10 protein-coding genes and 2 pseudogenes are annotated in these 13,051 nt (G+C 74.1%); 3 read left to right on the top strand and 9 right to left on the bottom strand.

Annotation, left to right across the window (positions count from 1 at the left end; genetic code table 11):
- Positions 1 to 133: 133 nt before the first annotated feature.
- Positions 134 to 1,057 (bottom strand): annotated as a pseudogene (locus ACFV9M_RS15380) (hypothetical protein); the annotation flags it as partial.
- Entirely contained in the window at positions 1,054 to 1,851 is a 798-nt protein-coding gene (locus ACFV9M_RS15375) for a phosphatase PAP2 family protein (RefSeq protein ID WP_385075318.1), read from the bottom strand. The gene ACFV9M_RS15375 and the pseudogene ACFV9M_RS15380, both read right to left, overlap by 4 nt.
- Positions 1,852 to 2,138: 287 nt before the next feature.
- Between ACFV9M_RS15375 and ACFV9M_RS15370 the strand changes: the two genes are divergently transcribed.
- On the top strand, positions 2,139 to 2,756 hold the full coding sequence (locus ACFV9M_RS15370) for a TetR/AcrR family transcriptional regulator C-terminal ligand-binding domain-containing protein (RefSeq protein WP_385075321.1): 618 nt from the start codon (positions 2,139 to 2,141) through the stop codon (positions 2,754 to 2,756).
- Positions 2,757 to 2,900: 144 nt separating this feature from the next.
- Here the strand turns inward: ACFV9M_RS15370 and ACFV9M_RS15365 are convergent, their stop codons facing one another.
- Positions 2,901 to 3,926: a DUF2510 domain-containing protein gene (locus tag ACFV9M_RS15365; RefSeq protein WP_385075322.1), complete on the bottom strand. Its 1,026-nt coding sequence runs from the start codon at positions 3,924 to 3,926 to the stop codon at positions 2,901 to 2,903.
- Between the two features lie 287 nt (positions 3,927 to 4,213).
- Between ACFV9M_RS15365 and ACFV9M_RS15360 the strand changes: the two genes are divergently transcribed.
- Both ACFV9M_RS15360 and ACFV9M_RS15355 read left to right on the top strand, forming a co-directional pair.
- Positions 4,214 to 6,937 carry an ATP-binding protein gene (locus ACFV9M_RS15360; RefSeq protein WP_385075325.1) on the top strand — a complete coding sequence of 908 codons (2,724 nt, stop codon included), beginning with the start codon at positions 4,214 to 4,216 and terminating at the stop codon, positions 6,935 to 6,937.
- A gap of 312 nt (positions 6,938 to 7,249) precedes the next feature.
- Entirely contained in the window at positions 7,250 to 8,098 is an 849-nt protein-coding gene (locus tag ACFV9M_RS15355) for an alpha/beta hydrolase (RefSeq protein WP_385075328.1), read from the top strand.
- Between the two features lie 48 nt (positions 8,099 to 8,146).
- Here ACFV9M_RS15355 and ACFV9M_RS15350 read toward each other — a convergent pair whose 3' ends face one another.
- From ACFV9M_RS15350 to pcaH, 6 genes and pseudogenes are all read right to left on the bottom strand, one after another.
- Positions 8,147 to 8,914 (bottom strand): aminoglycoside phosphotransferase family protein, encoded by a 768-nt coding sequence (locus ACFV9M_RS15350; RefSeq protein WP_385075331.1) that lies wholly within the window; start codon positions 8,912 to 8,914, stop codon positions 8,147 to 8,149.
- 78 nt (positions 8,915 to 8,992) lie between these two features.
- Positions 8,993 to 9,217, bottom strand: a pseudogene (locus tag ACFV9M_RS15345) (transposase); the annotation flags it as partial.
- On the bottom strand, positions 9,201 to 10,331 hold the full coding sequence (gene pcaD, locus ACFV9M_RS15340; RefSeq protein WP_385075333.1) for a 3-oxoadipate enol-lactonase: 1,131 nt from the start codon (positions 10,329 to 10,331) through the stop codon (positions 9,201 to 9,203). The gene pcaD and the pseudogene ACFV9M_RS15345, both read right to left, overlap by 17 nt.
- Entirely contained in the window at positions 10,328 to 11,671 is a 1,344-nt protein-coding gene (pcaB, locus tag ACFV9M_RS15335) for a 3-carboxy-cis,cis-muconate cycloisomerase (protein WP_385075336.1), read from the bottom strand. Before pcaB ends, pcaD begins: the two co-directional genes overlap by 4 nt.
- On the bottom strand, positions 11,668 to 12,270 hold the full coding sequence (pcaG, locus tag ACFV9M_RS15330) for a protocatechuate 3,4-dioxygenase subunit alpha (protein ID WP_385075339.1): 603 nt from the start codon (positions 12,268 to 12,270) through the stop codon (positions 11,668 to 11,670). Before pcaG ends, pcaB begins: the two co-directional genes overlap by 4 nt.
- 6 nt (positions 12,271 to 12,276) lie before the next feature.
- The gene (gene pcaH / locus ACFV9M_RS15325) at positions 12,277 to 13,050 is read right to left on the bottom strand and encodes a protocatechuate 3,4-dioxygenase subunit beta (RefSeq protein WP_385075342.1); all 774 of its coding nucleotides are present in this window, start codon (positions 13,048 to 13,050) and stop codon (positions 12,277 to 12,279) included.
- Position 13,051 lies beyond the last annotated feature (1 nt).

The following is a 13,051-nucleotide window of genomic DNA, read 5'->3' as shown; positions in this document are numbered from 1 at the left end:
CCACCGGGTGCTCCGCCCTGCCGGCCTGTCCCGGATCCCGCGTGAGCACCGCCGCCACCTGGTGCTCCTCCCCGCCGGCCGGCTCCGGCTCCGGCGTGAGCATGGCCGCCGTCGGGTGCTCCGCCCTGCTGGCCGGCGTCGGTACCGAGGCCACCGGGTGCTCCGCACCGTCGGCCGGTCCCGGCTCCGGCGTGAGTACCACCGCCACTGGGTGCTCCGCCCCGCCGACCGGTGCCGGCTCCGGCGCCGCCCGGGACAGCAGCACCACGCCCCACCCGGCGAGGGCCGCCCCCGCCAGCGCCAGCGGCACGCCCGTCGCCCCGCCCCGGAGCCGTTCGCCCAGCAGCGCGAGGCCGATGACCGCGGCGGCCACCGGGTTCGCCAGGGTGACCACGGCGAGCGGGGCGCCGAGGCCGCCCCGGTAGGCGGTCTGCGACAGCAGCAGCCCGGCCGTCGCGAACGCGGCGACCAGCAGCGCCACCCCCACCACCTGCACGCTGAGCAGCGGGTCCGACCGGTCAGTGGCGGCCACCGTGACGGTCTGGGTGAGCGCCGAGGCGACGCCGGAGGCGAACCCGGACGCGGTCGCGTGCCGCAGCTCGGGGCGGGTGCCCGGCCGCGCCAGCAGCCCGATGAGCGCGGCCGTGGACCCCGCCACCGTGATCGCCTCACCCACGCCGAGCACGTCCTCGGGCGCCGGCCCGGACGCCGCGGCGAGGATCGCCGCCAGCCCCAGCAGGGTGAGCGCGGTGCCCCGCCACTCGGCCGTGCCGACCCGCCGCCCCGCGACCCTGGCCCCCAGCGGCACGGCCGCGACCAGGGTGAGCGCGCCGAGCGGCTGCACCACGGTGAGCGGACCGTACTTGAGGGCCACCACGTGCAGCAGCGCGGCACCTCCGTTGAGCCCCGCCGACGCCCACCAGGCGACACTGCCCAGCAGCCGCGGCAGGCCCGTGCCCGGGGAGCGGGCGGCCAGCCGCTCCTGGGCGACGGCCGCGCCCGCGTAGGCGACGGCCGACAGCAGTGACAGCACGACGGCGACGAGGGCGGCGCTCATCGTCCCGCCCCCACGAGCACCCGCTCCTCGGCCGGGACGGGCCGCCGCTGCCGGCATCCGGCCGTGGTGCCGGCGCGTCGGGGCGCGCGCACCGCCGCGAGCGCGACGCCCGCCAGGGCCGCGGCCACCAGCGCGTCGAGCCAGTAGTGGTTCGCGGTGCCCACGATCACGAACAGGGTGATCAGGGGGTGCAGCAGCCACAGCCACCGCAGGGGCGACCGGGTGGCGGCGATCAACCCCAGCGCGACCAGCAGCGCCCAGCCGAAGTGCAGCGAGGGCATCGCCGCGAACTGGTTCGCCAGGTGGTCGGTCTGGGGCGGCCCGTACACCGACGGGCCGTACACCCGCGCGGTGTCGACCAGGCCGGCCGCCGTGAGCATCCGCGGCGGGGCGAGCGGGAAGAGGAGGTGGAGCACCAGGGCGGCGGCGGTGACGGCGGCCAGCGTCCGCCGCGCCCGGACGTAGTGCGCCGGGCGCCGCAGGTACAGCCAGAGCAGGAAGGCGGCGGTGGCGGGGAAGTGGACGGTCGCGTAGTAGGTGTTCGCGGCGCGGGCCAGGGTGTCGCCGTGCAGCAGAAGGGACTGCACCGCGCCCTCGCCGGGCAGGTGGAGCCACCGTTCGGCGTCCCACACGCGGTGGGCGTTGCGGAAGGCCGCGGCGGTGTGGCCCGCGGCCAGTTGCCGTCCCGCCTTGTAGACGAGGAAGAGCCCTGCGACGAGCAGCAGCTCCCGGACCACGGGAGGCCGTGCCGGCGCGGCCGGCTCCGCGTCCCCAGGCTCGGTGCGGACGTTCATCCCCCGGCCCCTTCGATGACGGTGGTGCGTGTGGAGGTGCGGCGTGGACCCAAGACCCGTGTATGCACCATCGATACGATCTCGTACCGATACGCCAGTGTACCGATACGCCTCGGTACCGGTACACTGGCGTATCGATTGCGTAGGACACACTGGAGTCGGGCCCCCGGAGGCCCGCGCACACCGCCGACGGCAACGGCGGCAGCGGACGACAGTGATGACAGCAACCACAGCGATGACAGCAACGACAGCAACGACAGCAACGACAGTCACGAGGGGACACAGCGATGACGTCGCAGGCCGCGGACGGACCGGAGCCGGTCACCGCCTCGCGCCGCTCCAAGCTCACGCCCGAGCGTGAGCAGGAGTTCTTCGACGCCGTCCTCGAACAGATCCGCGAGTGCGGCTACGAGGCCGTCACCATGGAGGGGGTCGCCAGCAGCACGCGGTGCAGCAAGTCCACCCTCTACCGGCAGTGGCGGACCAAGCCGCAGTTCGTGGTGGCCGCGCTGCGCTCCCGGCGCCGCTCCCGGCTGACCGGCATCGACACCGGGACGCTCGCCGGGGACCTGCGCGAGGCCGCGCGGGCCGCGGCCCGCTGGTCCATGGCCGACACCAAGCTGCTCCAGGCACTCGGTCACGCGGTCACCCAGGACCAGGAACTCGCCCGGGCCCTGCGCGAGGCACTCGTCGACCCGGAGATCGCCGCCCTGCGGGAGATCCTGCGGCGCGGCGTCGAGCGCGGCGAGGTCCCGGCCGGCCACCCGGCGCTGGAGTTCGTCCCGGCCCAGATGTTCGGCGTCGTCCGCGCCCGTCCCGTCGTGGACGGCACCTACGCCGACGAGGAGTACCTGCTGCGCTTCGTGGAGGCCGTCATGCTGCCGGCGCTCGGCCTCGCGCCATGACCCAGGCCGCCGTCCGCGGGATGACCGGACGGTGACCTGCTCGCGCCGCACCGTGGGGACGGGGGCGGCGCGCACCCCCCGGCCGGGTGGGGTTCCCCTTGAGCGGAGGGGCGCCCCACCCGGCCGACCTGTGTCCGGGGCGGCTCAGACGTCCTGTCCGCTGCCGCTGCCGCCGCCCGAGGCCACCTCGATGCCCTTGGTGACGGTGTCGATGACCGACACCGACTGGTCGGCGTCCACGCCGAAGCGCAGCACCACCAGCCGCTCGGTGTCCGCGGGCGCCGGGAACACCAGCGACTCGACGTAGCCGTCGGCGCCCTTGCTGGTGACCGCCTTCCAGCGGACCATGTAGCCCTTCTGCCCGGCCACGGTGACCGCCTTGGAGGCCAGCACCTGGTGCGAGGTGATCTCGCCGTAGGTGGTGCCGCCGTAGGACTCCTCGGCGTTGGCCGCGATGTCCGCCTTCGCGACCTCCTCCGCCGTGTCCCCCTCGGTGCCCAGCGCCTCGGCGGGCGCCGAGTACAGGCCCCCCTTGGTGCACGTCTTCGACGTGTCGCCGGGGCACTCGTAGGAGGAGTCGGAGGTGATCTGCGCTCCCACGCTCAGCTCCTGCCCGGTCCAGCCGTCCGGGATCGGGATGCTGATGCCGTTGAGCGCGTCCGTCACCGAGCCGCTCTTGATCTCGGGCGCCTCGGACTCCTCCGGCGCGGGGGAGGACCCGCCCGACCCGCCGGACCCGCCCGAGTCGCCGAACGGCCCGCCCTGGCCGCCGTCCTGCCCGCCGGAGCCGCCCGACCCGCCCGGACCGTCCTGGCCGCCGGGGCCCTGCGCGGTCCCCGTGCCGCCGGAACCGCCGTCGTCCTTGGTCAGCGCGTACACGCCGATCCCGATGCTCGCCAGGACCGCCACGGCCGCCGCGACGGCGATGCCGGTGCGCAGCCCGCGCCGTCCGCCCTGGCCGGTCGGTGCCCCGGGATACGGCGGATAGGCCGGATACACCTGGCCGGGCCCGGCGGCCGGCTCCTGCGCCGACGGACCCCATGCGGCGGCCGAGCCCGCGGGGCGGGTCCGGTCCGTCCACGCCCCGCCGTCCCACCAGCGCTCGGTGGCGGGACCGTCACTTGTCTGCCCGGGGTCGGGGTACCACCCGGGAGGAGTCACCTGCGTCATGCCCCCACCGTATGAGGCGTCGGTGAAAGTCGTATGAGAGGGATGGGTATTTGTACGACCACACTGTCCGGCACCCCGTGCCGCTGTGGCGTGAAACCGACGTCAATTCGCCGCGCGCCGTACGCCGTTGACGTCCACGCGCCCCCTCCGCAGGCCCGCGGGGGCGTCCCGGGCCGCACCCCGTCACCCGGCGGGGCAACAGCTGAGCGGACCGCCCTCCGCACCGGCCCCCGGAGGGCTACGCTCAAGGTCTGTACGCCGTTCGGGCGACTTGGGGAGGTAGCAGGATGACGGAGGTACGGCCGGCGGCGGCCGCCTCGGCTTCCCTGTGGGAGCGCGACGAGGAGGTCGCCGCCCTCGAGCGGGCGGTCGGGACACTCTGCTCCGACCGGTCCTCCTCGGGCCGTGTGCACCTGCTGCGCGGCGATGCCGGGCTGGGGAAGACCACGCTGTTGGCCGAGACACGCCGTATCGCCGAGGCCCGGGGCTGCACGGTCTGGTCGGCGCGCGGCGGCGAGACCCTCAGGTCCGTCCCCTTCAACGTGGTACGGCAGCTGCTCCAGCCCGCGCTGCTGTCCCTGCACCCCGAGGAGGCCCGCGAGTACCTCGGCGACTGGTACGACATCGCCGGCCCCGCCCTCGGCATCGCGGAACCCGTCGCCGGCCAGGCCGACCCGCAGGGCGTGTGCGACGGCCTGGTCGCCGCGGTGACCAGGCTGGCCCGGCGGGACTGGCCCCTCGTCCTGCTGGTGGACGACGCGCACTGGGCCGACCAGGAGACCCTGCGCTGGCTCGCCGCCTTCGTCGACCGCCTCGACGAGCTCTCCGTCCTCGTCGTCGTGGCCCGCAGGCCCGGCGGGGTCAAGGGGGACAGCGCCCGCCACCTCGCCGCCGTCGCCGCCGTCGCCGGATCCTCCGTCACCAGCCTCAGCGCCCTCACCCCCGACGCGGTCGCCGGACTGACCCGCGCCACCGTGGGCGCGCACGCCGACGACCCGTTCTGCCGCGAGGTCTGGGCCGTCACCGGCGGCAACCCCTACGACACCGTCGAACTCCTCGCCAAGGTCCAGGACGGCGCGATGGAGCCGAGCGAGTCCTCGGCCACCGAACTGCGCCCCCTCAACCGCGCGGCCCGCGGCGGCGGCCTCGTCGACCGCCTGGAGGAACTGGGCGTCGACGCCACCCGGTTCGCCATGGCCGCCGCCATCCTCGGCGCCGACATCTCCGTGGGTGAGGCGGCCAAGCTCGCCGGCATGAACCGCGACGACGCCGAGCGCTGCGCCGACCTGCTGCGCAGCGCCCGCATCCTCACCGACCCCGACCCCGCGGTGGGCCCCGTCGCCGAGGCCGGCGGACTGGAGTTCGTCCACCCGCTGATCGCCACCGCCGTCTACAACTCCATCCCCGAAAGCCTGTGCAGGGCCATGCACGGGATCGCCGCGAAGGTCGTCCTGGACGCCGGCCGGGGTGTCGCGGCCGCCTCCCGCCACCTCCTCCAGGTCCATCCGGACGACGACGAGGAACTCGTCGAGCAGTTGCGGGAGGCCGCCCGCGAACACGTCGCCGTCGGCGCCCCCGAAGCGGCCCGCCGCTGCCTGGAGCGCGCCCTGGAGGAACCGCCCGGGCCCGACGTCCACGCGCACGTGCTCTACGAACTCGGCTGCGCCACCCTCCTCACCGCGCCCGCCAGGACCATCGGCCATCTGCGGGAGGCGCTCGCCGCCCCCGGCCTCGACGGCGGCCTGCGCGTCGACGCCGTCTACCGCCTCTCCCAGGCGCTCCTGCACAACGACCAGTTGGAGGAGGCCGTGCGCACGGTCGAGGCGGAGGCCGCCCGGCAGCCGCCGGGACCGGCCCGGATGCGGCTCCAGGCCGTGCAGTTCATGTGGGAGGGCATCCACGCCGGGGAGACCACGTCACCGGGCCGCTCGCAGAAGCTCGCCGCGCTCGCCTCCACCTGCACCGGCCGCGACAACGCCGAGCGCGCCCTGCTCATCCTGCGCGGCTTCGACGCCATGACCCACGGCGAGAACGCCGAGGTCGTCGTCGAGCTCTGCGACCGCGCCCTCGTCAACGGACGCCTGGCACCCGGCCTCGGCTGGACCGACACCGAGTGGGGCATCGAGCTGCTGATGATGCTCGCCAGCTCCTACGTCTACACCGACCGCCTCGACCGCGCCGAGGCCCTCTTCAACGAGGCCCTGCGCGCCTACGAGTCCGCCGGCTGGAGCGGCGGCCACCTCGCCCTCGCCCACGCCTACCTCGGTCTGGGCCTGCGCCGCCGCGGCCGGCTGAAGGAGGCCGAGGAGTCCCTCCGGGAGGCGCTGCGCCTGGCCGAACGCGTCGGGCGCGGGCTGCCCCTGTACTGGTCCGCGACCTGCAACCTCGTCGACACGCTGCTCGCCCGCGGCCATGTCGAGGAGGCCTGGCGGATCGCCGACCAGTACGGCTTCGCCCCGCCGTACCCGTCCACGATCGTCCTGCCCGACCCCCGCTCGGTGCGCGGCCGGCTGCTGCTCGCCGTCGGCCGCACCCAGGAGGGCGTCAACGAACTGGAGGAGGCGGAGAAGGCGGCGGCCGTCCGCGGGCACCTCAACCCCGTGATGGTCCCCTGGGCAGGCGACCTCGCCCGGGCCCTCGCCACCGAGGACCCGGCCCGCGCGGCCCGGCTCGCCTCCGACGCGCGCCGCCAGGCCGAGCGCTTCGGGACCGACACCGCCATCGGCGAGGCCCTGCGCTGCGCCGCCGCCCTGGAGACCGGTCAGCGCGCCGTCCGGCTCACCGCCCAGGCGGTCGCCTACCTGGAGTCCTCGCCCTGCCAGTACGAACACGCGGCCGCCCGCATCGAGCACGGCATCGCGGCCCGCTCCGTGGCCGAACTCAACCGCGGCCTGACCCTCGCCCGCACCTGCGGCGCCGACGGCCTGACGACCCGGGCCCGACAGGCCCTGGACGCCTTCGGAGCACCCCAGGTGGGCCTCGTACCGGGACAGGCACGCGGACGCGAGTAGGAGCGGGGCCCACCGGCGGGCGGTGGGCCGCGCCGACCAGCGGGTCACCGCCGCCCACCGGACACTGCCCCACATTCAGCCTCTACGAGCAGGCAGCAGCCGCGCTGCCGGCCGCACCGGCCCAGCGCCGATCGCCCCAGCGGATCGGGAACCGGCACATCCGCCAGTCGTCGAAGGCGCCGCCTTCGACGCACACACCGAGACGCTCGCGCGCAGGCATCCCCCAGAGCGCGGCACCATGCCGCCCGCGAGCACGAACGCCTTGCACACAATCCCTTTGAGACGATCGGACAGCATCTCTAAGGTGCGGGCGTGACCATCGAGCTGCCCTTTCGTCCGCTCCCCATCGACCAGCAAGACGTTCGCTACGCCTACGGGCCCGATTCGGGTGTACAGCCGGGCGTCCCCGCCGGCTCGACCGTGGAGTTCGACTGGTGCGAGAGCACGGTCTACCCGGGCACCACGAGGCGGTACTGGGTTCATGTGCCCGCGCAATACGACCCCTCCGAACCCGCGGCGCTGATGGTGTTCCAAGACGGATGGTGGTACCTGGACCCGGACGGGCAGGTCCGCGGAGCCATCGTGTTGGACAACCTCATCCACCGTGGCGAGATCCCGGTCACCATCGGCGTCTTCGTCGACCCCGGCGTCCTCAGGAACGCCGAACAACCGAAGAACCGCAACGCCGAGTACGACGCGTTCGACGACCGCTACGTCACCTTTCTCCTGACTGAGATCATCCCCCAGGTCACACGCCGCTACTCGATCGTGGAGGACGCCGACCAGTGGGGCATCTGCGGTGGCAGCAGCGGCGGCAACTGCGCCTTCACGGCTGCCTGGATGCGCCCGGACAAGTTCCGGCGAGTCATCTGCTACCTCTCGAGCTTCACGCAGATGCCGAACGGAAACCCGTACCCTGCCCTCATCCCCAACGCCCCCCGCAAACCGCTGCGCATCTTCATGCAAGCGGGCCACCGCGACCTCAACTGGAACGGGCCCGAAAGGAACTGGCTCGCCGGCAATCTGCGTGTGGCAGCCGCTCTCGCGGAAGCGGGCTACGACTTCCGTCTCGTCCTCGGCGACGGTGGCCATAGCCCCAACCACGGCGGAGTCCTCCTCCCCGATGCGCTCCGCTGGCTATGGCGCTCAGCCACGGCCTGACGAAACCTGCCCGCTGTGACAGCCGGAAAGGGCGGGCGAGTGCAGTGGCTACTCGACCAGATGCCGGTGCGCCTTGCTCCAGTCGATCCTGTTCTCGAGTTCGGTCAGGAGCCCCTCGGCGGCCCAGGTGGCCTGAGGCTCGTGCCCTTGCTCGGCCAGCCGGCGTACAAGGTCGGCACTGTGCATCTGTCTGGCGATGACGGCGTCGACGATGCCCACGGTCGAGTCGAGGCCGTACACGCTGCAGAAGTCTTCCAGCCGCGAACGGCGGTCGGGCGGAGCCGGGTACTGCAGCCAGCGCAGACACTCGGCGTCGTCGCGGAACGGCGCGACGTACTCCAGCGCATAGGCCACGTCGTGCAAGCGTGGTGCCGGGCGGGCGAAATCCCAGTCGATGATGCCCACCGGCCGGTTCCCCTGCCAGACGACATTCCAGGGGCCGAAATCCCCATGGCAGACGACGCCGTCGCCTGGGCTCCCTTCGTCCGTGGACCAGGTCGCGCCCTGCGGAGGTGAAAAGCTCTGGCAGGCATCGTGGTAGTCGCGCAACAGCCGGGCGAAGTTCCTCAGGCCTGGCCGGTCTACGACCCTGGCCCAGCCCGACGGGCCCGAATCACCCTCGATGAAGGTGAGAACCTCACGACCCTCGTCGTCGATTCCCAGCGGCCTCGGCGCGTAGGCGAAGCCGACCTTCTCCAGGTGCCGCAGCAACGCGTGGACGGTGGGTGTCCACGGCTGGACGGGCCTGCGGACCGTATTACCGATCCGCACCACCCGACGATGGGCGCCGTCCTGCATCACTTCCTCGCTCGACACGTGGTTCATGCTACGCAGTCACTGAAGGCGCGGCCCCTCGATGGAAGGCGGTGATGGACCGCCTGCCCGGTTTCTGCGTCACCCCGCCCGCCTGAGGCCGTGCAGGCGGGCGATGCCGAGCATGGCGGGGTGGACGCCGTCGCCTGTCAGGCGGCAGTCGCGGAGGATCTTCCACCCTTTCATGCGGGCGAAGGTGTGCTCGACACGGGCGCGGACCCTGCGGTGCAAGGCGTTGTGCCCTCGGGCCCAGTCGGCCTGAGCCCGGGCACGCCCGGGCCGAAGCGCCTCAGCCCTGCTCCTCCTCCGCCAGCACCCGCTGGGCCGTCGCGAAGGCCGAGTTCGCCGCCGGGACCCCGCAGTAGACGGCCGTCTGGAGCAGGACGGCGCCGATCTCCTCGGGGGAGAGGCCGTTGCGGCGGGCGGCGCGGACGTGCATGGCCAGTTCGTCGTAGTGGCCGTGCGCCACCAGCGCGGTCAGCGTGATCATGCTGCGTTCGCGGCGGCTGAGGGTCGGGTCGGTCCAGATCTCGCCCCAGGCGTAGCGCGAGATGAAGTCCTGGAACCGGGCGGTGAACGGCGTCTGCCGGGCCTGCGCCCGGTCCACGTGCGCGTCGCCGAGCACCTGCCGCCGTACCTCCATGCCCCGCTTCGCCCCGCCGGCGGCCCCGTCGAAGTGGGCGCGCAGCGCGGTCAGCACGGCTTCGGGGCGCTCCGCGGGCGCGAGGTGCGAGGCGCCCGGGATCTCCGTGAGCGCGGAGCCCGGGACCGCGTCCGCGATCTCCCGCAGGTGCGCGGGCGGCGTCGCGGGGTCCTCCCGGCCGGCGACCAGCAGGGTGGGCACCGAGATCTCCGCCAGCCGCTCCCGCAGGTCGAACGCGGCCAGCGCGTCGCAGCAGGCGGCGTACGCGTCGGGGTCGGCGTCGCGGTGGTCGGCGACCAGTTCCGGCACGGTGAAACCGGGCGTGAACCAGCGGGCGTCCGCGCTCTCCGCCAGGCCGGCCAGGCCCTCGCGCCGGACCAGCGCGGCCCGCTCCTGCCACGGCCCGGCCCCGTTGAAGTGGGCGGACGAGCAGATCACGGCGAGCGACGCCACCCGCTCGGGGTGGTGCAGCGCCAGGTGCAGTCCGACCGCGCCGCCCAGCGACACCCCGGCGTAGGCGAACCGCTCCAGGCCGAGGGAGTCGGCGAGATCCAGCACCAGGCCGGCCAGGTCGGCGACGGTGGCGCCGGGGCCGATCAGGCCGGCGTCGGAGCCCCCGTGCCCGGGGAGGTCCCAGCGGACCACCCGGTGGGTGACGGACAGCTCGGGCGCGACCTTGTCCCACAGGGCGTACGAGGTGCCCAGGGAGGGCCCGAGCAGCAGCGGGGGAGCGGAAGCGGGCCCCTCGGCACGGTGGTTGAGCAGCTTCTCGGTCAACGTCGCTCCAGCGCACGGTCGGTGAGGGCTCCGGCGGAGCCGGTGTAACGGGCGGGGTCGGTGAGGTCGTCGAGGTCGACGTCCTTCAACTCGGGCTCCTCCGCGAGGAGCTCGGCCAGCGAGCGGCCTTCCGTGTAGGTGCGCGGCGCGAGCCGGGTGAGGAGCTCCTTGGCGCGGGCGCGGCCGAGCACGGCCGACAGCTCGGCGGACAGCCGCTCGGAGACGATCAGCCCGTGGGTGAGGCCGAGGTGCGCGCGCATGGCGTCCGCGTTCACCCGCAGGCCCTCCGTCAGTTCGGCGGCGTCCCGGGCGGCCCCGCCCACCAGCCGCAGCAGGTCCCGCAGCGGCTCCCACTCGGCGTGCCAGGCCCCGGCCGGCCGTTCGTCCTCGGCCGCCAGCGACCCGTACAGCGTGGCCGCGAGCTGCGGGGCGCGCCGGGCGGCGGCCGCGATCAGCGTGGACCGCACCGGGTTGGCCTTGTGCGGCATCGCCGACGAGCCGCCTCCGCTGCCCTCCGCGACCTCGGCGGTCTCGGTGCGGGCGAGGGTGAGGACGTCGGCCGCGAGCTTCCCCAGCGCGCCGGCGGTGAAGGCCAGGCATCCGGCGAGGTCGGCGATCGGCGTGCGCAGGGTGTGCCACGGCAACCGCGGGGCACGCAGGCCCAGTTCACGGGCGTACGCGGCGGGCAGCGCGGTCGCGTCGGCGGCGCCGTACGCCGTGAAGGCGGCCAGCGTCCCGGCGGCGCCGCCGAGTTGGGCGGGCAGCGCGTCCCGTACGGCCGTCACGCGGTCCCGCGCGTCCAGCACCAGCGACCGCCAGCCGGCCGCCTTCAGCCCGAAGGTCGTCGGGACGGCGTGCTGGGTGAGCGTGCGCCCCGGCATCGCCGTGTCCCGGTGCTCGGCGGCGAGCCGCGCCAGTGCGCGCTGGGTGCGGTCGAGGTCGGCCAGGACGAGGTCCAGGGCGCGCACGGCGACCAGCATGGTCGCCGTGTCCATGATGTCCTGGCTGGTGGCCCCCCGGTGGACGTACGGCCCGTACTCCGGGCCGGTCGCCTTCGTGAGGTCCGCGACCAGGGGGATCACCGGGTTCCCGCCGCCGCGGGCGCGCTCCGCCAGCGACCGTACGTCGTAGGCGTCCGCGCCGGCGGCCTCGGTGACCGCCGCCGCGGCCTCGGCGGGGGCCAGGCCCAGGGAGGCCTGGGCGCGGGTCAGCGCGGCCTCCGCGTCGAGCAGCGCCCGCAGGAAGGCGCCGTCGCTCGTCGCGGAGGCGGCGGGGGCGCCGGTCCACCCGGGGGCGAGCAGACCGGCGTCGGAGGGGGCATCGGGGACAGCGGGTGTCACTGGAACTCCAGGAAGACCGTCTCGCCTTCGCCCTGAAGGCGGATGTCGAAACGGTAGGTGCCGTTGCCCTCGTCCCGCGCGATCAGCGTGTCGCGCCGGTCGCCCACCTGGGTGAGCAGCGGGTCGGCCGCGAGCGCGGTGTCGTCGCCCGGCAGGTAGATGCGGGTGAACAGGTGCACCAGCAGTCCGCGCGCGAAGACGCACACGCTGAGGTAGGGGGCGCTGTGCCCGCGCGCGCCGGGGCGCAGCGTCCGGGCGTACCAGTGGCCGTTCGCGTCGGTCTGGATGCGGCCGAAACCGGTGAACTCCACGCCGTTGCGGCCCAGGAAGCCGCCGGACGACGGGTCGCGGCGCATCGAGCCGTCGGCCGTCGGCAGGTTGCCCTCCGGGTCGGGACCCCACAGCTCCACCAGGGCGTCCGGCAGCCCGTTGCCCTCACCGTCGTACACGTATCCGTGCACGGTGATCGTGTCCGCGTGCCCGTGGGGCGCGATGTCCTCGCCGCCGCGGAACGGCAGGGCGTGGCCGTAGAAGGGGCCGACCGTGTGCGACGCGGTGGGCAGCACGGTCTCGGGACGGCTCGTGTCGATCTTCGTCATGGCAGGTCAGCGTCCCTCTTCGATCCAGGTGGCGTTCGGGCCGTCGAGCACGATGTCCCAGTGGTAGCCCATGGAGAACTCCGGCACCGACAGGTTGTGGTCGTACGTCGCCACGAGCCGCTGCCGGGCCGCGTCGTCCGTCACCGACTGGATGATCGGGTCGTACGGGAACAGCGGGTCGCTCGGGAAGTACATCTGCGTCACGAGGCGCTGGGTGAAGGCCGTGCCGAAGAGCGAGAAGTGGATGTGCGCCGGCCGCCAGGCGTTCACGTGCTGGCGCCACGGGTACGGGCCCGGCTGGATGGTGGTGAAGCGGTAGGAGCCGTCGTCGCCGCTGAGGGTGCGGCCCACGCCGGTGAAGTTCGGGTCCAGCGGCGCGTCGTGCTGCTCGCGCTGGTGGGCGTACCGGCCCGCCGAGTTGGCCTGCCAGATCTCGATCAGCTGGCCCCGGATCGGGCGGCCGTCGCGGTCGAGCAGCCGGCCGGAGACGGTGATGCGCTCGCCGATCGGCTCGCCGGTGTGCTGCCGGGTCAGGTCGTTGTCGATCTCGGTGATGTCGCGCTCGCCGAAGGCGGGGGAGGCCAGCTCCACCAGCTCCGGGTCCTTGTTCACGTCGATCGCGACCAGCGGCTGTTTCGGGTGGCGCAGCACCGAGGAGCGGTAGGGGGCGTAGTCGCGGCGCGGCTGGTGCTCGACGGGGGCGCCGTCGGCGACCCGCTTCTCGTACGCGGCGTGCTCGGCCGCGATCTCCAGGTCGATGTCCGCTTGCGTGAGAGTCATG

It is taken from the genome of Streptomyces sp. NPDC059895 (assembly GCF_042731035.1).
Lineage (GTDB): Bacteria > Actinomycetota > Actinomycetes > Streptomycetales > Streptomycetaceae > Streptomyces.
The sequence above is the reverse complement of the archived record's forward strand: the minus strand, read 5'-3'. Positions and strand labels throughout refer to the sequence as shown.